The following is an 18909-nucleotide window of genomic DNA, read 5'->3' as shown; positions in this document are numbered from 1 at the left end:
CGGTCCCGAAGGCTTTGGTCGTTTACCGCCGGCTGGCGATCAGAACTGGTTCATGGTGTTGTCTTTGCCAGCCGCCTTCAGGGCCGCTTCGCCGCTGAAGTAGTCCTTGTGGTCGTCGCCGATGTCCGAGCCGGACATGTTCTGGTGCTTGACGCAGGCGATGCCCTGGCGGATTTCCTTGCGCTGCACGCCGGCCACGTAGCCCAGCATGCCCTGCTCGCCGAAGTATTCCTTGGCCAGGTTGTCGGTCGACAGCGCGGCGGTGTGGTAGGTCGGCAGCGTGATCAGGTGGTGGAAGATGCCGGCTTCGCGGGCCGCGTCGGCCTGGAAGGTGCGGATCTTCTCGTCGGCGGTGATCGCCAGTTCGGTCTGGTCGTATTCCACGCTCATCAGCTTGCTACGCTCGTAGGCCGAGACATCCTTGCCCGCTTCCTTCATCGCGTCATACACCTGCTGGCGGAAGTTCAGGGTCCAGTTGAACGATGGGCTGTTGTTGTACACCAGCTTGGCGTTCGGGATCACCTTGCGGATTTCGCTGACCATGCCGCCGATCTGCGAGATATGCGGTTTTTCGGTTTCGATCCACAGCAGGTCGGCGCCGTTTTGCAGCGAGGTGATGCTGTCGAGCACACAGCGCGCTTCGCCGGTGCCGGCGCGGAACTGGAACAGGTTGCTTGGCAGGCGCTTGGGACGCAGCAGCTTGCCGTCGCGCTTGATGATCACGTCGCCGTTGCCCAGCGCGTCGGCCGACACTTCTTCGCAATCGAGGAAGGAGTTGTACTGGTCGCCCAGGTCGCCTGGCGCGTTGGTCACGGCGATCTGCTTGGTCAGGCCGGCGCCCAGCGAGTCGGTACGGGCGACGATGATGCCGTCGTCCACGCCCAGCTCCAGGAAGGCGTAGCGGATGGCGCGGATCTTGGCCAGGAAGTCTTCGTGCGGCACGGTGACTTTGCCGTCCTGGTGGCCGCATTGCTTCTCGTCGGACACCTGGTTTTCGACCTGGATGCAGCAGGCGCCCGCTTCGATGAATTGCTTGGCCAGCAGGTAGGTCGCTTCGGCGTTGCCGAAGCCGGCATCGATGTCGGCGATGATGGGCACGACGTGGGTCACGTGGCCGTCGATCTTGGCCTGGATGGCCGCCTTGGCAGGACCTTCGGCGGCGTCCAGTTCGCGGAACAGGCCGCCCAGTTCGCGTGCATCGGCCTGGCGCAGGAAGGTGTACAGTTCCTTGATCAGCGCCGAGACGGCGGTTTTCTCGTGCATCGACTGGTCAGGCAGCGGGCCGAACTCGGAGCGCAGCGCGGCGACCATCCAGCCGGACAGGTAGAGGTAGCGACGGTCGGTGCTGTTGAAGTGCTTCTTGATCGAGATCATCTTCTGCTGGCCGATGAAACCGTGCCAGCAACCGAGCGACTGGGTGTACTTGGACGAGTCGGCATCGTAGGCGGCCATGTCGGCGCGCATGATCTTGGCGGTGTACTTGGCGATGTCCAGGCCGGTCTTGAACTTGTTCTGGGCGCGCATGCGGGCGGCGGACTCGGGATTGATGGCGTTCCAGGCGCTGCCTTGTTGCTCTTTCAAACCAGCAACTGCCTTGATGTCGTCTTGATATTGGGACATGTGAATCTCCTAAAGAATAAAGCGCGTTTTGAGAAAATCGTCGAGTTGCCGCTACGTCCTGTCGAAGCAAACTGCATGACTAAATAGTAGGCGATTCTGGTGCACTGCATCAAGGTCTTATATAAGACATATAACTTAAATTTACTCTATATATTTCAATGACATAGGATTAAAATCCCGGGATGCGAAATCAATTTTCAAAAAATGAGATGGCGGAGCCGACAGGTTTCCGAGCTCGGTTCCGCGATGTGAAACGAGTTTTCAGCTTTTGAGGTGGTGCTAGTTGGCGGGGCGGATGTTCTGGTTATTGCGGAACACATTGTCCGGGTCGTATTTCATCTTGATCTGCGCCAGGCGCCGATAGTTGTCGCCATAGGCGTCGGCCACGCGCTCGCCCTCGTCCTGGGTCAGGAAATTCACATACACGCTGCCCGTTGCGTATGGCGCGGAGGCGGTGAAGAATTCCCGGGCCCAGGCGATGCAGCGGCTGTCCTCGTCCGGAGTTTCCCAACGCGTGTGCACGTTCATCACATACAGCGCGTCGCGGTGCGGGTAGGCCGTTTCCTGCGGAGCGGGCCGCCCCGCCTGCGCGCCCAGCAAGCCGAGGAAGATCTCGCATTGCGGCGTCGGCAAGTTGCCCGCATAGCGGATGACGGTATCGATGGCCTGATCGCTGAGCTGCGTGAAATTGTGCGATTTCCAGTAATTGCGCGAGCCTGGCGTCAGCAGCGGGTCGAACGCCTGTTGCCAGGCGGCGTAGGGCACGGCGCCGACATGCATGCCCAGCGGCTGGCCGAATTTGCCGATGCGGTCTATCGCATACTGCGCGGTGGCCGGCTTCAAGGGCGAGAAGACGGGCAGCACCAGCACGTCCTGTCCATGCACCTCCGGCGGCAGGAAGGGCAGCGGCGGCGCCTTGCGCAAAACCGCCCAGACCGTCATGTCGTCGGGCATGCCCGTGACGAAATCGCGGTACTGCGCCAGGACGGTCTTGGCCTGGTTGAACGGGAAAACGATCAGTCCGGCGGTGATTTCCGGCCCGACCGGATGCAACTGGAATTCGAAGCGCGTGACCACGCCGAAGTTGCCGCCACCTCCACGTATGGCCCAGAACAAGTCGGGATGCTGGGTTGCGCTGACGTGCAGGCGCCGGCCCTCGGCGGTGATCAGGTCGGCCGACAGCAGGTTGTCGGCCGCCAGGCCCAGCGTCCGGCTGAGCCAGCCAAAACCGCCGCCGAGCGTCAGCCCCGCGACCCCGGTGGTGGAGTTGATGCCCAAGGGCGTGGCCAGGCCGAAGGCCTGCGCTTCGTGATCGAAGTCATGCAGCGTCGCGCCGCCTTCGACGTAGGCGCGGCGTTGCTCCGGGTCGATCTGAACCGATTTCATGTCCGACAAATCGATCACCAGCCCATCGTCGCACAGCGCGTTGCCGGCGATATTGTGGCCGCCGCCACGTATGGCAAGGCCCAGGCCGCGCGCGCGCGCGAAGGCCAGCGAGGCGCGCACGTCCGCCGTGCCCGCGCAGCGCACGATGAAGGCCGGATGCCGGTCGATCATCGCGTTCCAGATCGTGCGGGCCTGGTTATAGCCCACATCTTTTGCTTGCAGCAGTTCTCCTCTTAATGAGGCTCGAAATCCATCGACTTGGTCATTCGTCAAAGTATTCATAACGCATCTCCATCTCCAGGTTAGTGAAACCGAGGTTGTCTTTCAACGTGCCGGTTTGCTATCAGCGCGTCGCTTCATGATAGGAAGGCGGCGCGCGCTCACGCAAGCACAGGCGGCTGAAAAGGAGGATGGAGGGCGGGACTGGAGCAGCGCAGCCAGTTCTGCTGAGTTCAGTAGCTCAGGGTGATCAGCGAAACGGCCTGGCGTGGCAGTTGCATTTTGACGGTCGCCTTGCCATTGTCCGTTTGCAGCGTTGCCGCAGTCCCCAGTTGCGCAAGTTCGCTGGCCTGTTGCAACTGGGCGATCTGCGCCGCCGTCGGACTGGCCGGCGAGCCCATGCGTTTCCAGGCGCTGTAGGAATTGCTGGTGTCGTTGTCGACCCGGAAATGGCGCAGCTGTACCTGCCGGGCAGGAATCCCCGCGATATGCAGTTCCACCGGCGAACCGGCGTCGATGATATCGTCGTCGTGGTAGTTCCATACCATCACCGTAATGCTGTGCTTGTCCCTGGCCGCCAGCGCGTTGATGTCGGTACGCTCGCCGCGTACCCCGTCCGCCATGATGCGCGCCGCATCGTAGGCCTGGTCGCCGCTCACCGCCACGCGGTCGCCGCGCATCATGCCGAGCATGCGGAACACGTTCAGCACCGGCTTGTTGACACCGTTGGTCGCCAGGTCGCGGAAACCGGCGTACCACGGCTGGTCTTCGAACTCGAACGACCAGTTCACGGCGCCGATCAGGTTGACGCCGCGCCGGGCGGCCAGATCGAACTCGCGCGCGATCGAGGCCGCCGTATAGCTTGAATACAAGGTCCCGTTGCGGTAGGCGTTTTCCGGGTTGGTCTGCATGCCGCAGGCGGCGCAGCCTTCCGGGTCGGATTCGCCGATGATCACCGGAATGCTTTTGAGTTCCGGATATTTTTCAACCAGCGCGAAGCCTTCGTCGAGGTGCTTGAAATGGGTGTTCATGCCCATCCGCACCACGCCGTTGACGACCTTGGGCGCGCCCTTGGCGTGGAAGGCCACGAAGTCCAGCGGCGAGCCGGTCTTGCCGGTCGCAAGGTTCTTGCCGTGCAGGCAGTGCTGCAGGAAGTCGTCCATAAAACGTCCAGCCCCCGCCGTGTGCGGCCCGCCCATGCGCGCCGTCGGCAGCGCGCGCTTGACGGCATCGGCGGCGTAGTCGTACATCTTGAAGTATTCCAGCTTGGTATCGGGCGCGATCAGGTACAAGCCGTCCGGCTCGTTCCACACTTCCCAGTACCAGCTCTCCACCTCCTGCCGGCCGTAGCGCGCCACGCTGTGCCTGACCCACTGGTAGATCAGCTCGGCCCACTTGTCGTAATCATTGGGCGGCGTGGCCCAGCCGGTCATGATCTCCTTGTAGGGCGTGCCCGGCTTCCAGTGGTGTTGATAGGGTTGCGGCCGTTGCGACAGCGCCTGCGGCATGAAGCCGATCTGCGCCAGCGGCTTCATCTTGCGTTCGACATAGGTGTCGAAGATCTGGTCGATGATGGTCCAGTTGTAGACCGGCTTGCCATCCTTGTCCTCGCTGTACATGCCGGTCGAACCCCATTTGAGCGCATAGCTGCCATCGCCGGAGGTCATCAGGTTATGCGCGCGCACATACACCGGGACCGGGCTCAGGGCCGCGATATCGCTGAGCAGCTTCTTGCCGTTGGGCGCGGTGGTGTAGTTGGGCTCGTCGTAGCCGAACCATGCCCAGATCGGCGTCATCGGGCCTTGGACCCGGGCCGCGTCGATGGTCAGCTGGACCGGCGCCGGGGAGGGCGGCGCGGCAAGGCATAGCTGGGCGCTGGCCGCAAGGCTCAGGGAGGCAAGGAGTCGCTTCATTTTTATCGCTCATGGACGGGGCCGTTGCGCGATGGTAGGCCGCTCCTGTGGAGCGGTCCAATGAAAGTTCTTGCATCCCTGATATCGAATTGGATATCGATACGCCGCGAATATATGTTGTGGCCGATGCCGGTATCAGCCGAAAAGCTTGCCACGCAGAAGGTTCATGCCTTGCGCCAGCAATTCGTTTTGCGGCACTTGGCCATCCGGCGTCAGCTTGTCGATGATTTGAGGCAGCAACTGGGCCAGCCCGGTCGCCGCGTGTTCGGGTTCGACGCCGGCATGCTGGGCGATCTGCGTGATATTTTCCGCGCCCAAGGCGTCAGCGATCTGGTTGCCGGAAACCGGATGGTTCTCGCCGGTACCGATCCATGACGCCACTTGATCCGCGATGCCGCTGGATTGCAACTGCTGCACGATCCCTTGCAGGCCGCCTGCGTTGTTAATCAAATTCATCACGCCGCCGAGTAAATCGCTTTGCGACACGGGATCCTGTTTCTGGGCGCCCAGTGAACCGATGACTTGTCCTGCCAGTTGATCGAGTAATCCCATCATATGCTCCCGAAAGTGGTTTGGAAAAACGACGAAATGACAATGCAATTTCTACAAGCAATTAAAGCATAAGTACTGGCTTGCAGGGGTTGTTGTGGGCAAACGAACCGTGTGTTCGTTGGCTGGCCGGCCGCTCCTGGCGGCCCGGGGCGGAATCGAACCACGGGCACAGGGATTTTCCATCTTCGACGTTAGTGATGCATTTCGGCGGTGCTGGATTGTTGGCCAACTTGTCCGGGCTGGAACGCTCTTTCGGCGGCCGCCGTATCGTAAAACGCCTCAAACCGGGCTACTTTGCCGTCTCGCAAAGAGAACATATGCACCCAGGAACTGTCATACTGCCGGCCTGTTGGCTTGGCCACCCAGTTCGCTTCACCGGTGACGACGACCTGGTCGCCCTCCGCGATGAATTGGGTCGGTTCAAACCGGATGGTCTGCACCGCGGCGTCGAGTTTAGCGAAGAATTCCGCAATTCCCGACTTGCCGTGGAAGTCGCCGGAGAATGGTAACAGCTCCGATTCCGGAGTGATCCACTCGGCATCCTCGTGATAGCGCTCCAGCAAAGCCTGGATCTCGCCGTTTTGGTATTGTTGATAGGCCTCTATCACCAATTGCTTGTTTTCCTGCGTGCTCATGTAAGCCTCCCGATGTTGTCGGCTAGCCGACGACAGTCGCGGATGGTCATGTCGCGGATAGTCGATTCAGACAGCCTAATACTCCGCCAGGGGAAGTCAAGCTAGCGCGGGCTTGGTGTGCGAGGGTGGGGAGGCCCAAAACAAAAACGCCAACCTGCATGGGTTGGCGTTCGTTTGACACTGTTCTTGGTGGCCCGGGGCGGAATCGAACCACCGACACAAGGATTTTCAAGACGCACGTACCGGCTATATTTGTCGCGACCACTCCACGAAATCGTGAACATCAAGGAGGACTATGGGTTGCCACATCATGCGAGAATTCGCGTGGATATCCTTGATATTACTGGCTCACCTTGGTATGTGCTGGAGGACGTGCTTCGCCGCGCAAATGGTTTCGAAAGCCAAGCATATAATGTTGCTCACTTTGTCGCCGTCTGTCGGGAAAAGACCGGCGAAATTCCCAATACGGAAACGGTATTTTTTCTGGAGTTTCCCGGCCTAAATAGCTGTCAGCTCGCGCCTAGCGCATCGAGCAAAGGCCGAATTTTCACAAGCAAAATGTCGGACCAACCTTTTCCCGTTACCACCATTACCCACGAACCGTAGCGTGTGAACCAACCCGAGCGGGAAGGGATGGGATCGAATTGCGCTTAGCCCATGGAGGTCACATTAGGTCGGAAGGGGGAGGTGCTCATGAAAAATCCCCACTAAAACCCTTCCCTTGCTGATGGGGGTAGGCGCATGAATGTGAATTCTATTTTGGTGAGCTTGCAGTTTTCCATGCCAGCCAAAATAGAGTAGGTCCCCTGACACCTGAACTTCGCGCGCCTCCCTGCAATCCTTATTCTTATAAACGTCCGGGTTTTCAGGCGTCACATCTAGCTGAAGGCGGATAAACCTCTGGATCACCAATTGAGCAGTAGGAGACTGCGTTGACTCTCCTTGTGCTTCTGAGCGGACCTGAGCAGGAGGAGGAGCGGTGAACGCCCAAGTGCCATCATCACTTAGGATTGCCAAGTAACGCCTCAGCTCTGCGCTGTTTGCATAATATCCGCCACTGAATCTTCCTAGACCGGCCCAAACATCGTCTGTGAAATAAAGTCCCGGGTATGCCATTGGCGCAAGGCGACGAAGAGTTTCTGGGCTGTCTCTTTCGACATCGATAGCCTCTCTCCAAAAAACAGAGCAGGATCTCTCATCGTGGGTCCAGTGTAAATTCGCTATGCCTTTTTCTGATTCGGTGGCAAATCGCCCTTTCCGTTTGAGTCCAAAACAAGCTACGGCTTGACCACTTCTTACTTTATGATGTGCCCATGCTACGTCGGGATTCTCTGTGGCCGCATTGCCGTCAATAGAAATTAAAAAAGAATCAAATCCATCGGGCCAAGTCGATTCATCTAAATATCGTTGAGCTTTACCTAAAGCCGCAGACATCTCCTGCCAGATGTCATCGGGGATTTTTATTGGTGAGTCTCCAGACCTGAGACTCCACAAATCGAGATCGCCGAAAACTAATTTCGTTTGTAGATCATCACCAATCCATACAACTTCTTTGCGCGCGAATGCACGATCAAATCGGTCTAAAATGTCTTCGAAGGCAGAGATTACTTGCTCATTAGTCCAGCCATCAAATAGCCATTCTTGCGAATCGACAACGCAGGCCATCTTATACTGCTCCTCGTCGGACTCGACCTAGTGCCGCAGTGTCGATTTGATACTGATCAAAGAACCCTGTGGGCCAGTGTGAAATCCCTCCGATCGGAGTGAAATGCAACTCCTCCACTGAAGCCATTTCGCCAGAGTCGAAAAAATGAACTACTGCCTCGGAGGCAGGCAAGTACTTATACTCCCCAATTGCACGCCGAATACCATTTAGGACATGGTCAGAGTGGGTTTCAATAAGAACCTGAACCCCCTTTGATGCTAACCAAGCTAAGAAAATTCCCATGCGAGATTGTCCAGCAGGGTGTAAGTGGGCCTCAGGATTTTCGACAATTATCAATCCGCCGCGTTTGGCAGTTAGACCTGCAAGAATTACCGGTAGGGCGTAGGAGACGCCAAATCCCATATTAGTAGCACGAACCCATGTCTCACCAGGTGCACGAAATTTCAAAGCATAAATAGTTGAGCCAGAATAGCGGACAGCATCAATCTCTATTGGTCTAGCAATTTCGCTGAGCCAGCGCTCAACCTCGTACTTTAAGAGCGACGGCGCTGAGGATTCTGGATGCAGGCGGTCTTCAAACGCGGGTTTGTTTCCGTGCGCCTCCAATATTTGCGCGCAATGTTCTCCCCGTACACCTATCCCCAACCCAGCAGCAGGAAGAGGCGAGGCGGGGAAGCTGTCTCGAGGGCCGAGTCGTTCGGCCGATAAATACTCAAACGAATTGGATTCAAAACCAAAAGCAGAAGGGACGGTCGAAGGTACTTCGTCAGCAATAAGATGCATCGCGTCGTTTGCTGTTGCATGCAAGTCCCAAGAATAAGTGCCATTCTCATCAGAAATTTTGAAGGCAATTTTTTCCTGCCCTGACCAATTAATGACATCTTCAGCTGTTCCTAGTTCTAGCTCAAAAGGACCATTTAATCGGACTACACCGTTGCCGACACCATGAAGAGCTTCATGCATAATAAGCATCGCATGAAGTACTGAGGTTTTTCCGGAGCCATTTAAACCTGTCAGCACGGTTAGTGGACGTAATTTAAATGGTTCAGTTTCAAACCGTTTGAATCCCGCGATCTCGATGGATTGCATCATGGAAATATCTCCCGGAGCATATCCTTTGCTCTCGCTAGTCTAGTTTCGACGCGACGGGGATCGCCAGTACCTACCGTTACAGATCTTGAATATTCAGACTCTTCAAATAATTTTCTGAATGAAGTAAGTATTTGCTCCTGCTTTGGTAGCAATTCTTGAAGCGTGTAACCTGCTAAAGCTAATGCTTGAGATTCGAACACAGCTCTGTTAATTGGCCCTCGTCGTGTCACGTTAAGAGGCCAACGGCGGAAAGCTGCTTTTCCCAAAATAGTCGATGCGTTAACCATAGCGCGCTGAAATTCCTGCTTCATTTCGAGCAGATCATGGTCTGTGATATGAGCCGCGCGCTCTGAGCGACCATCCAAGCGCCGCGTGAACTCAACCAAGTACGAGTCGAGACTTGGATACGACCGATATTCCTCACTGGAAAAATTTCTAAAAGCACAAAAACGCAACACCAATTCGCGATTCATCATGCGTCCAGTGTCGCGAAGGAATTTCCCTGGGACTTCTGGATTTCTAATCCAAAAATTTTGACCTGTAGCCAAATCGAATTCGGACATCTCTGAGAGATCTTTCAAGAAATTTCTTGAACGAGATTTACTCATTGCATGTCGAATTTCTTGAGTTGATAGTGGACTCCCTAGGGTATTGACTCGTCCGAAAATATCATACTTTACTTCATCAGGTGTCTGAGGCTCGATTACGTGCACAACTATCTGCGCACTTCTAAATCTACGCAGCGCTGCGGGATCAAGTTCTGAAAATTTTAAGCCGTTAAGGTCTTTCAGATACTCGAGATCATTTGCCTCCAAGACATGACCATCCTCCATAAAGAGATGAATTGTGGAGAGGCGCTGAACCCCATCCACTACTTGATATGTGCCATCATCATCTTGGTTAAAGTAGAAAGCGGGCAGTGGGATTCCGAGCAATATAGATTCAACTAAACGGGTTCTTTGGCGTCTTTTCCATACATATTCACGCTGAAAGTCCGGCGATAAGTCAATATCGTCATCTCGAATTTGATCAACCACTTCTCGGAGTGAGAAATTTTTCGTTGTAATTCGAATCTTTGCGGGATTCCAAGGTTTTGCATTGAATATGGAACTACTTGTGTCCTCGTCATCAACGATTTCTGCGGAAAGGTTCTCTTCGTCTAGCTGCGCAGCGAATAAATTTTCAGTAGCCATATGTATTTTTAGGGCAATGATTTGGGGATGTGACCATGATAGCAGGTACGTGGTCACCGATCATCAAGATGCATTGTATGCAAATCAAGTAAAGCTGCTCCCGAACGGACAGGACGCCGTTCGGGGAGGTGGGCTGTTATGCTGTTGCTCTGTCTTGATCGCCTTGAACTGTCGCCGCGTTGATTGCGTTTGCGACGGACTGGCTGGCGCGTCGAAGTCCGTTGTCGGCCAGGTGAGCGTAGCGTTGTGTCATCTGCGGAGAGCTGTGACCAAGCAGGCTTTGCACCTCGTATAGCGATGCGCCGTTTCCGACTGCCAAGCTGGCGAATGAATGGCGCAGATCGTGGATGCGGACATGGTCAACGCCAGCCGCCTCTAAGATCCGAGTAAACGCTTTGCGAGGGTTATGCAGTGGCTTATCGCCATCGCGTCCAGGAAAACCCCATGGTGACGTGCCGAGGCTTGGTTGTGCTGCCAGCAGCTGCTTAGCCTGCTCGTTCAGCACCACATAGCGCCCTCTGCCCGACTTGGTCTGTGGCAGCCACCACTGGCCGCTTTCCAAATCAACATTGGACCACAGGGCGCTAAGGGCTTCCTGTCGACGAGTGCCCGTGAGGAGCAATAGTTTAAGGGCGGCGACGGCGGTTTGATTTACTTCAGTTGCCATGGCGTCATACATCCGTCCGATTTCGTCTGGCTTCAGAAAGCGCTGGGAACCGTTACTTTCCTTGAACATCTTGCTCGCGCTGACTGGGTTGCGATCGATCTTTCCCCATTCAACGCCTTTGCGGAAGATAGCACTCAGCAGGGCCAGGTGACGATTGGCCGTTGCTGCACTATGGCTGTCACGCATAGCGGCATGATGCAATTGAACATCACGTACCGTGATCTCGGAGAGTTTCATTGTGCCGAACTTGGGTAACAGATGGCAGCGCAGCTTGGAGGCGTCGTCTTTCCAGGAGCGTTTAGCGGCTTGGGCATAAGGCATGTAGTGATCGGCGACGAAGTCCGCAAAAGTTGGCATTGCGCGCACGCGGTCAACGCCGTCCAGTGGGTCTCCGCCACGGTCTACTATCGCGCGCATTTCCAATGCAAGTCGCCGCGCCTCGGCCACATCGATTGCAGGGAAGGTGTCAACACCGCCCCCTGTTTCCCCTGTTTCCAGGATGGCGAAAATCGAGAAGTCAGATAGCCTGCAGTATACGGCGGTCGTACTCGACAACCATATGTCGTCGATTCTCAATCGAAAAAACCACGTCCCCCGGTTTGGTAATCTGACTCTCGTGCATTACGGAGTAAACAGGTCGGTACAAAATTGCGCATTCGAGAGGAAGCGGAAAGAGATTTTTGAGCATTCCAACCTCCACCTCAATCGCGGCCTGATGCAACTTCCTACATGGGACGAGGCCGCGATTCAGGCACGCGGTGAGCAGCAGTGTGCAGTCGCGCTGCGGATCTGGCATGGCCCGGAGTAAAAAAATCAATCATCACTGCGATGCACATTTGACACCAAGGCCTGCGAAACACCAAGCTTCAATGCAACCTCTGCCTGTGTCAACCCGTTAGCGAGCAATGTTCGGATGTTGTGGTCTCGCTCGTCCTTAGAGTTTTTACTTGGGTCATACGTTACCGTCTCTTCCAAACCAGGGCCGAGATATGTCCGAGTCATAGTACGGCCATCAACGTTTTGCGCGTTCAAGCGTACTAGCCCACTCTTCTTATTGACTTTGATATCAAAGTTCTTGATCTTCTCGTTGCGTGCCAGTTGATTGACACTCTCCGTGATTTTCTCGACCAGCTGCGCTGTGTTGGAGGCTGAGGTGTATTTGGCAGGCGCCTTGGTTCTCGTGACCATACGATGAATCCTTTTGTGATAATGTGATATCACGTTATCACGCAACTTGGTTTATTTCAACAGCTTTCTGAAGGGGATTTGGTCTGGATGCTCAGACCGGCAATGGAAGTGCTACTTGAACCGGGAATTTACCGACACGAGGATTTTTCGCCGCACAAACAAAAACGCCAAGCTGTATGGCTTGGCGTTCTGTTTGGGACTGTTCTTGGTGGCCCGGGGCGGAATCGAACCACCGACACAAGGATTTTCAATCCTCTGCTCTACCAACTGAGCTACCAGGCCAAGGGCCGCAATTATAGCAGACGGCCCCCGGGGTTTGGCAAGGGCATGAACCCACTTTCTTGACATCAATAATGTCGAGGTATAAATTTGATTGATTGTGCAATCAACCTGGACTGGGGCGATATGAAGCGGACGACTTGGATGTTGGCGGAACTGGGGCTGGGACTGGCGCTGGCCGGGGCGGCGCACGGCGCGGACCTGACGCCGGTGCAAAAACAGATGCGCGAGATCTATCAGGAGCTGGTGGAAACCAACACCACCAACTCGGTGGGCTCCTGCACCGTGGCCGTGACCAAGATGGCCAAGCGCCTCAAGGCCGCCGGCTACAAGGATGCCGACCTACAGATCATCGTCCCGCCCGGCGGTCCGGCCAAGGGCAACCTGGTGGCGCGCCTCAAGGGCGACGGCAGCAAGAAGCCGTTGCTGTTGCTGGCCCACGTCGACGTGGTCGAGGCCAACCGCGAAGACTGGACCCGCGACCCGTTCAAGCTGATCGAGGAAGACGGCATGTTCTACGCGCGCGGCTCGTCGGACGACAAGGCGATGGCCTCGGCCTTCGTCGCCAATATGATCCGCTACAAGAAGGAAAAGCTGGCGCCCAAGCGCGACGTCGTCATGGCGCTGACCTGCGACGAGGAACTGGTGCCGTCCAAGTTCGACGGCGTGGAGTACCTGATCAAGCATCACCGCCAGCTGATCGACGCCGAGATCGCGCTCAACGAAGGCGGCGGCGGCCTGCTGGACAAGGAGGGCAAGCCGGTGCGCCACGGCATCCAGGCCGGCGAGAAGGTGTACCAGAGCTTCCAGCTGGAGGTGACCAATCCGGGCGGCCACAGCTCGGCGCCGTATCGCGACAACGCCATCTACCACCTGGCCGACGGCCTGTCGCGCCTGGGCCAGTTTGCGTTCCCGTTCAAGCTGTCGGAAGTCACGCGCGCCTTCTACGAGCGCATGGCGACGGTGGAGAAGGGCCAGGTCGCCGCCGACATGAAGGCGATCCTGAGCGATCCGCCGGACCAGGCGGCATTGGACCGCTTGTACGCGGTCAGCCCGGCGCATAACTCCACCGTGCGCACCACCTGCGTGGCGACCAAGGTCGACGCCGGCCATGCCGACAATGCCTTGCCGCAGCGCGCCCGCGCCACCGTCAACTGCCGCATCCTGCCGGGCGAGCCGATTGAGCAGGTACAGGCCACGCTGCAGCGCGTGGTGGCCGACGACAAGATCAAGATCACCCGCATCGGCGACGGCGTGATCAGCCCGATGCCGCCGCTGACGCCGGCGCTGATGAAGGCGGTGGAAGAGATCAGCAACGATATGTGGCCGGGCGTGCCGGTGATCCCGACGATGTCGACCGGCGGCACCGACGGCCGCTTCCTGAACAACGCCGGCATCTGGACCTACGGCATCAGCGGCATGTTCAGCGGTCCGGAAGGCAGCGGCGCGCACGGCTTGAACGAGCACATCCGCGTCAAGTCGCTGTACGACGGCCAGGACTATCTGTACCGCCTCGCCAAGCGCCTCGCCACCGAGTAAAGCCAATCCGGGGTCAGGTCCAGAATGCGGACACGGCCTCTACCGTAGCGTCGCTACGGTAGAGGCCGTGTCCGCATTCTGGACCTGACCCCGTTTCTTAGGGCAGCGTGATGACGATGCTGCGGAATTTGCGCTGCCCGGGCGGCTCCGATTCCTTGCAGGCGACGCCGTGGATCTTTTCGTCGCCGTCGTCGCTCAGCAGCTGGAAGGACTTGCCGTCGGCCAGCGCGAACAGCGCTTCCGGCCGCAGGCTGCCGTCGATCTCGACCGGCAGCAACAGCGGCGGCGACGCTGCGGCGCCGGTCCATTTGTAGAGCTTGAAATCGCCCTTCTTGCCGTGCGGGCCGGCTACGATCAGGTAGGCGCGCAGCCTGGCCGCGTAGCCGATGCTGCGGATGCCGCGCCCGCCCAGGTCAAGTTCGACCGGATCGCCAAATTGCGGCTTGGCCACCGCGCCGGACGTCGGCGCAACCAGTTCGTCGGGATTGAGCAACGGCAGCAACAGCGCCTTGTCTTTGTGCAGCGGGCCGCGGAAGCCGATCAGCAGATGGTTGTCCGGCGTGGCCGCCAGCCCTTCGATGTTCAAGCCGCCTTTCTTCTCGGGCGCGATGGTGGCCGCTTTCAACAGATCGTATTTCTTCATCGGCGGGTGCGCGGCCATCGCCTCGAGCAAGCCGGTGTAAGGCTTGCCGAAGATGGTCACGCTGAGCGCGCCGTTCTTGTCGTCGAGGTCGGTGGCGAACAATTGCCGCCGTTCGGGCTTGAATTCGGCATCGCTGTTGGCGCCGTGGGAGCCAATCCAATAAACGCGCCGGCCGATTTGCGCCGCGCCTTCGAGATCGGCTTCCCGTTCCGTGCCATCCTTTTTTTTCTTCGCGCCCGGAAGGCGCAGCGTTTCCGATTCGTCGTACACGGGATCCAGCGCCGGGCCGGAAATGTCGCGCCGATACAGGCGGAGGATGTTGTCCTCGTCATTGGCCACCAGGAAGCGGTCGCCGCCGATCGCGACGGCCGCGGAGGCGTCGCACATGCCGAAGTGTTCCAGCGGGGCCGCGGCCTGCGCGCACGCCATGCCGGCGCAGGTGGCAACAACAAAGGCCATACGTACTGGGGTGTACATGATCTTCCTCCGCTAGTCCGGTGCATCGAGGCTAACAGGGGGATGTAAAAAAATCAATGATAAAAAAACGCCAAGCGGTCAGGCTTGGCGTTGTGTCGTCATTCCGGCACGATGATGCGCCAGCGCCATGGCTTGAGCACGGCCGGGCCGTCGTCGCCGGCCAGCTTGTACTTCTGCAGCGTGGCGGTCGGGTTGACGATCACGCGCACGTTGTTGGCACCCTGCTGGCGCTTGAAGGCGAACAGCTGGTCGTTGCCGACGTCGAGCAACTGCACCGCGCCGCCGGCCGCGCCGTTCCACAGCGCCGGGTTCTGTTTCTTGAGCGTGTTCAGGCCCGCATAGAAACCTTCCAGCTCGTAGGTCTTCCAGTCGATCGGGTCTTTTTCAAAGAACTCCAGCTTCTTCTCCTGCCGCGCTTCCTGGCCGCTGTAGACCAGCGGCATGCCGGGCAGGGTGTAGCTCAGCACCGTCATCGCGCCCCAGGCCGGGCCGTACAGATCCTTGTCGCCGCCCTGCCACGAGTTGATGTCGTGGTTGCTGGTGAACTGCAGGCGGTAGGCGTCGCGCGGCCAGGCTTTGGGCGCGTTGACGGCGTAGGCTTTCAGTTCGGCCGCGCCGGCCTGGCCCTTGCCGATCTTTTTCATGATCTCGTTGAGCGGCCAGTCGTAGCTGGCGTCGAACGCTTTCTCGTGCAGCGCCGGCGCGTTGGCCTCGGCCAGCATGAACACCGGCTTGATCTTGTCCAGCTGCGCGCGCGCCTGGTCCCAGAATTCGACGGGCACGAAGCCGGCGGCGTCGCAGCGGAAGCCGTCGACGCCGGCATCCTTGACCCAGAACGCCATGGCGTCGGTCATGCCCTGCCACAGCGCCTTGTTGCTGTAGTCGAGGCCGACCACGTCGTTCCATTCCTCGGTCTCGCCGGCTTCGTTCTTGATCGTGACGGAGTGGATTTCGCCCTTGTCGTTCTTCTTGTACCAGTCCGGGTGCTGTTCCACCCACGGATGGTCCCAGGCCGTGTGGTTGCCCACCCAGTCCAGGATCACCTTCATGCCCAGCCCGTGCGCTTGCTTGACCAGCTTGCGCAGGTCGTCCATGCTGCCGAATTCCGGATTGACGGCGGCGTAGTCCCGCACCGCGTAGTAGCTGCCCAGCGTGCCCTTGGCGTTCTTCTTGCCGATCGGGTGGACCGGCATCAGCCAGATCACGTCCACGCCCATCTGCTTCAGGCGCGGCAGCTGGGCGCCGAAGGCGTTCAACGTGCCTTCCTTGCTGTACTGGCGCAGGTTGACTTCATACACGTTGGCGCTGCGGGACCAGGCCGGGTGTTTGGGCTCGGCGTGGGCCGCGAGCGGTGCGCTCATCGATACACACAGCGCGGCCAGCGGCAGCAAGGCGGCAAGTTTTTTCATACGTCTCCTGTCTTATTTGAGCGTGCGTTCAAACAGTTCGTAGATGCGGCGGTATTCGTCGTACCAGCTTTCCGGATGCACGAAGCCGTGACGCTCCATCGGATACGGCGCCAGTTCCCAGTTGGCTTTCTTCAGTTCGATGAAGCGCTGGGCCATGCGCACCGAGTCCTGGAAGAAGACGTTATCGTCGATCATGCCGTGGGCGATCAGCAGGTTGCCTTTCAGCTGGTCGGCGTATTCGATCGGCGATGAGATCTTGTACGCCTCCGGATCCAGGTCCGGCGTGTTCAGGATGTTGGCGGTGTACTCGTGGTTGTAGGTGGTCCAGTCGGTCACAGGACGCAGCGCCGCGCCGGATTTGAACTGGTCCGGTGCGCGCAGCAGCGCCATGAAGGTCATGAAGCCGCCGTAGCTGCCGCCATAGATGCCGACGTTCCGCGCGTCGCCCTGCTGGTTGGCCACCATCCAGTTCAAGCCGTCGACGTAGTCTTCCAGTTCAGGATGGCCCATCTGGCGATAGATCGCGGTGCGCCAGTTGCGGCCATAGCCCAGCGATGCGCGGTAATCCATGTCCAGCACGATGTAGCCCCGCTGCACCAGCAGGTTGTGGAACATCTGCTCGCGGAAGTAGACCGGATAGCGCTTGCTGACGTTTTGCAGATAACCGGCGCCGTGCACGAACATCACCACCGGATACTTCTTGCCGGCTTCCAGCGTGGCTGGGCGATACAGCTTGGCCCAGACCGGATCGGCGCCATGGGTGGACGGTACGGCGACGATTTGCGGCGTGACCCATTCGCGCGCCTTGAAGTCGGCGCTGCGGGTGTCGGTCAGCTGGGTGACCGCGCCGCCGGTGCTGGCGACGGTGCCGATCTGCGCCGGCATGTAGGAGGTCGAGTAGCGCACCAGCAGCTTGCGGCCGTCCGGCGACAGGGTGAAGCTTTCGACGCCGCCCAGCGAGGTCAGTTCCTTCAGCGCGCCGTCCTTGGTGGCGGCGGAGCAGACTTCATAGGTGCCAGGCAGTTTTGGATTGCACAGGAAGTAGGCGGTGCCGCCGTCGGCCGACCAGGTGACGTCGGAGGCTTCCCATTTGCCGGAGGTCAGCGCGCGCGCCTTGCCGTCGGCGGCCTGGGTGTAGATGTGGGCGTAGCCGCTTTCTTCCGATTCGTACCACAGCGTGCTGTTGTCCGGCTGCCAGCCGAAGTCGTTGCCGCGGTTGTTGACCCAGGCGGCGTCGGTCAGGCGGTGCACCGGCTTGAGCTTGGCGCCGGCCAGGTCGACGGTGGCGATCCAGCGGTCCTTGTTGTCGATCGATTGCGCGACCACCGCCACCTGCGCGCCGTTGGCGCTCCAGCGGATCGATTCCTCGCGGCGCTCGAAGCGCACGCCGCGGTTGCCCTTGAGCGCATCGAGCTTGTGCGCGGCGCGCAGTTCGGCCAGCGGATCGACGTTGATGCCGGGCAGGGCGTCGAACGACAGGTCGGTGATCTTACGGGTCGCGACTTCAACCAGTTTCAGTTGGTGCGGCAGCGGGCCTTCGTCGCTGACGCGCTTGCGCTCGTCGTCGGTTTCTTCGTAGCCCGATTCGGTCACGTACTTCGGCATCTTGCCGACGCGGCGCTTGTCGCCGTCCTTGGCGCTGGTGACCACCAGCAGGTAGCGGCCGTCCGGCGACAACGCGCTGGTTTCGATGACGACCTTCTCGCCCAGGTAGACCGGCAGCGGCGCGCGGGTGGCGTCGGCGCTGCGCTCCTCGTTGCGGCGCTCGCGGCTGGCGTCCTTCTCTTCCTTCAGGCGCGCCAGCGTGGACATCAGGCGCAGTTGCAGGTCACGGCGCGAGCTGGCGTCCGGTGCGGCGTCCGGGTCCTTGGCGGTGCGCAGCTGCACCACCGGCGACACCAGGCGCTCGCCGCGGCTCCAGCTGAACCAGTCGCTGCCGACGCGGAACTGCACGTGGGCGCCGTCGGCCGCGTATTGCGGATCGGCGGCCGGCGTGGTGCCGCGCAGGATCTGCGTCAGCGCGCCGGTCTTCAGGTCGCGCTCGAACAGGTCGCCGTTGCGCAGCAGGACGGCGCGCGTGCGGTCGCGGTTGTAGACCGGATCGGCGCTGTCCAGGTTGGCCAGCTGCTTGTCGTCCACCAGCTTGGGGGCGCCGGCGGCGATCTGCCAGGTGTCGCGCAGCACGGAGCCGTTGCGCTTTTGCTTGAAGTAGACCTGGCGGCTGTCCCAGCCCCACCATGCCGATTCGACCGGGTTGCCGATCCAGTCGGGGTTGGCCATCGCTTGGTCGAGCGTGATCGGGGTTGGGGGGGAGGTGACGGCGGCGCCGGCGTTGGCGGTGACCGCCAGGGCCAGTAGAGGCAGAACAAAACGCATCGGTAGTTTCGCTTTGAGGTTGGGTGATCGGAAGCGCCGGATCGCGGCGCATCCC

16 protein-coding genes and 1 tRNA gene are annotated in these 18909 nt (G+C 59.0%); 3 read left to right on the top strand and 14 right to left on the bottom strand.

Features of this window, described 5'->3' with window-relative positions; genetic code table 11:
* Window positions 1-39: 39 nt before the first annotated feature.
* From ACEN9F_RS15900 to ACEN9F_RS15880, 5 genes are all read right to left on the bottom strand, one after another.
* Complete coding sequence (locus ACEN9F_RS15900) at window positions 40-1620, bottom strand: isocitrate lyase (protein WP_413421136.1); 1581 nt, start codon at window positions 1618-1620, stop codon at window positions 40-42.
* Between the two features lie 279 nt (window positions 1621-1899).
* Entirely contained in the window at window positions 1900-3288 is a 1389-nt protein-coding gene (locus ACEN9F_RS15895; RefSeq protein WP_413421134.1) for an FAD-binding oxidoreductase, read from the bottom strand.
* A gap of 170 nt (window positions 3289-3458) precedes the next feature.
* On the bottom strand, window positions 3459-5138 hold the full coding sequence (locus ACEN9F_RS15890) for a GH39 family glycosyl hydrolase (RefSeq protein WP_413421132.1): 1680 nt from the start codon (window positions 5136-5138) through the stop codon (window positions 3459-3461).
* Between the two features lie 135 nt (window positions 5139-5273).
* The gene (locus ACEN9F_RS15885) at window positions 5274-5693 is read right to left on the bottom strand and encodes a YidB family protein (RefSeq protein ID WP_413421130.1); all 420 of its coding nucleotides are present in this window, start codon (window positions 5691-5693) and stop codon (window positions 5274-5276) included.
* 188 nt (window positions 5694-5881) lie between these two features.
* Window positions 5882-6325, bottom strand: a complete 444-nt coding sequence (locus tag ACEN9F_RS15880) for a nuclear transport factor 2 family protein (RefSeq protein WP_413421128.1) — start codon at window positions 6323-6325, stop codon at window positions 5882-5884.
* Window positions 6326-6601: 276 nt separating this feature from the next.
* On the opposite strand from ACEN9F_RS15880, the gene ACEN9F_RS15875 reads away from it, so the two are divergent.
* Complete coding sequence (locus tag ACEN9F_RS15875) at window positions 6602-6931, top strand: hypothetical protein (protein WP_413421126.1); 330 nt, start codon at window positions 6602-6604, stop codon at window positions 6929-6931.
* Window positions 6932-6994: 63 nt separating this feature from the next.
* On the opposite strand, the gene ACEN9F_RS15870 is transcribed toward ACEN9F_RS15875, so the two are convergent.
* The 4 genes from ACEN9F_RS15870 to ACEN9F_RS15855 form a co-directional block, all read right to left on the bottom strand.
* Window positions 6995-7990 (bottom strand): hypothetical protein, encoded by a 996-nt coding sequence (locus tag ACEN9F_RS15870; RefSeq protein ID WP_413421124.1) that lies wholly within the window; start codon window positions 7988-7990, stop codon window positions 6995-6997.
* A 1-nt stretch (window position 7991) separates the two neighbouring features.
* The gene (locus tag ACEN9F_RS15865; RefSeq protein ID WP_413421122.1) at window positions 7992-9083 is read right to left on the bottom strand and encodes an AAA family ATPase; all 1092 of its coding nucleotides are present in this window, start codon (window positions 9081-9083) and stop codon (window positions 7992-7994) included.
* On the bottom strand, window positions 9080-10276 hold the full coding sequence (locus ACEN9F_RS15860; protein WP_413421121.1) for a DUF262 domain-containing protein: 1197 nt from the start codon (window positions 10274-10276) through the stop codon (window positions 9080-9082). Before ACEN9F_RS15860 ends, ACEN9F_RS15865 begins: the two co-directional genes overlap by 4 nt.
* A 136-nt stretch (window positions 10277-10412) precedes the next feature.
* A complete protein-coding gene (locus ACEN9F_RS15855; protein WP_413421120.1) occupies window positions 10413-11519 on the bottom strand; it encodes a tyrosine-type recombinase/integrase in 1107 nt (368 codons plus the stop codon).
* Between ACEN9F_RS15855 and ACEN9F_RS15850 the strand changes: the two genes are divergently transcribed.
* Entirely contained in the window at window positions 11443-11751 is a 309-nt protein-coding gene (locus tag ACEN9F_RS15850) for an HNH endonuclease family protein (protein ID WP_413421118.1), read from the top strand. The two genes, ACEN9F_RS15855 and ACEN9F_RS15850, sit on opposite strands and share 77 nt — an antisense overlap.
* 5 nt (window positions 11752-11756) lie before the next feature.
* Here the strand turns inward: ACEN9F_RS15850 and ACEN9F_RS15845 are convergent, their stop codons facing one another.
* Both ACEN9F_RS15845 and ACEN9F_RS15840 read right to left on the bottom strand, forming a co-directional pair.
* The gene (locus ACEN9F_RS15845) at window positions 11757-12131 is read right to left on the bottom strand and encodes a hypothetical protein (protein ID WP_413421116.1); all 375 of its coding nucleotides are present in this window, start codon (window positions 12129-12131) and stop codon (window positions 11757-11759) included.
* Between the two features lie 206 nt (window positions 12132-12337).
* Window positions 12338-12413, bottom strand: a tRNA-Phe gene (locus tag ACEN9F_RS15840).
* Between the two features lie 123 nt (window positions 12414-12536).
* On the opposite strand from ACEN9F_RS15840, the gene ACEN9F_RS15835 reads away from it, so the two are divergent.
* On the top strand, window positions 12537-13949 hold the full coding sequence (locus ACEN9F_RS15835; protein WP_413421115.1) for a M20/M25/M40 family metallo-hydrolase: 1413 nt from the start codon (window positions 12537-12539) through the stop codon (window positions 13947-13949).
* 97 nt (window positions 13950-14046) lie between these two features.
* Here the strand turns inward: ACEN9F_RS15835 and ACEN9F_RS15830 are convergent, their stop codons facing one another.
* The 3 genes from ACEN9F_RS15830 to ACEN9F_RS15820 all read right to left on the bottom strand — a co-directional run bounded on the left by ACEN9F_RS15830 (window position 14047) and on the right by ACEN9F_RS15820 (window position 18854).
* Window positions 14047-15069, bottom strand: coding sequence for a DUF3616 domain-containing protein (locus ACEN9F_RS15830; protein WP_413421113.1), 1023 nt, complete (start codon window positions 15067-15069; stop codon window positions 14047-14049).
* A gap of 98 nt (window positions 15070-15167) precedes the next feature.
* Window positions 15168-16478, bottom strand: coding sequence for an alpha-amylase family glycosyl hydrolase (locus ACEN9F_RS15825; protein WP_413421111.1), 1311 nt, complete (start codon window positions 16476-16478; stop codon window positions 15168-15170).
* 12 nt (window positions 16479-16490) lie between these two features.
* Window positions 16491-18854: a prolyl oligopeptidase family serine peptidase gene (locus ACEN9F_RS15820; RefSeq protein WP_413421109.1), complete on the bottom strand. Its 2364-nt coding sequence runs from the start codon at window positions 18852-18854 to the stop codon at window positions 16491-16493.
* Window positions 18855-18909: the final 55 nt, after the last annotated feature.

It is taken from the genome of Duganella sp. CT11-25 (assembly GCF_047302815.1).
In the GTDB taxonomy this organism is placed as follows: domain Bacteria; phylum Pseudomonadota; class Gammaproteobacteria; order Burkholderiales; family Burkholderiaceae_D; genus Rugamonas.
This window is presented reverse-complemented; position numbering and strand designations above follow the sequence as displayed.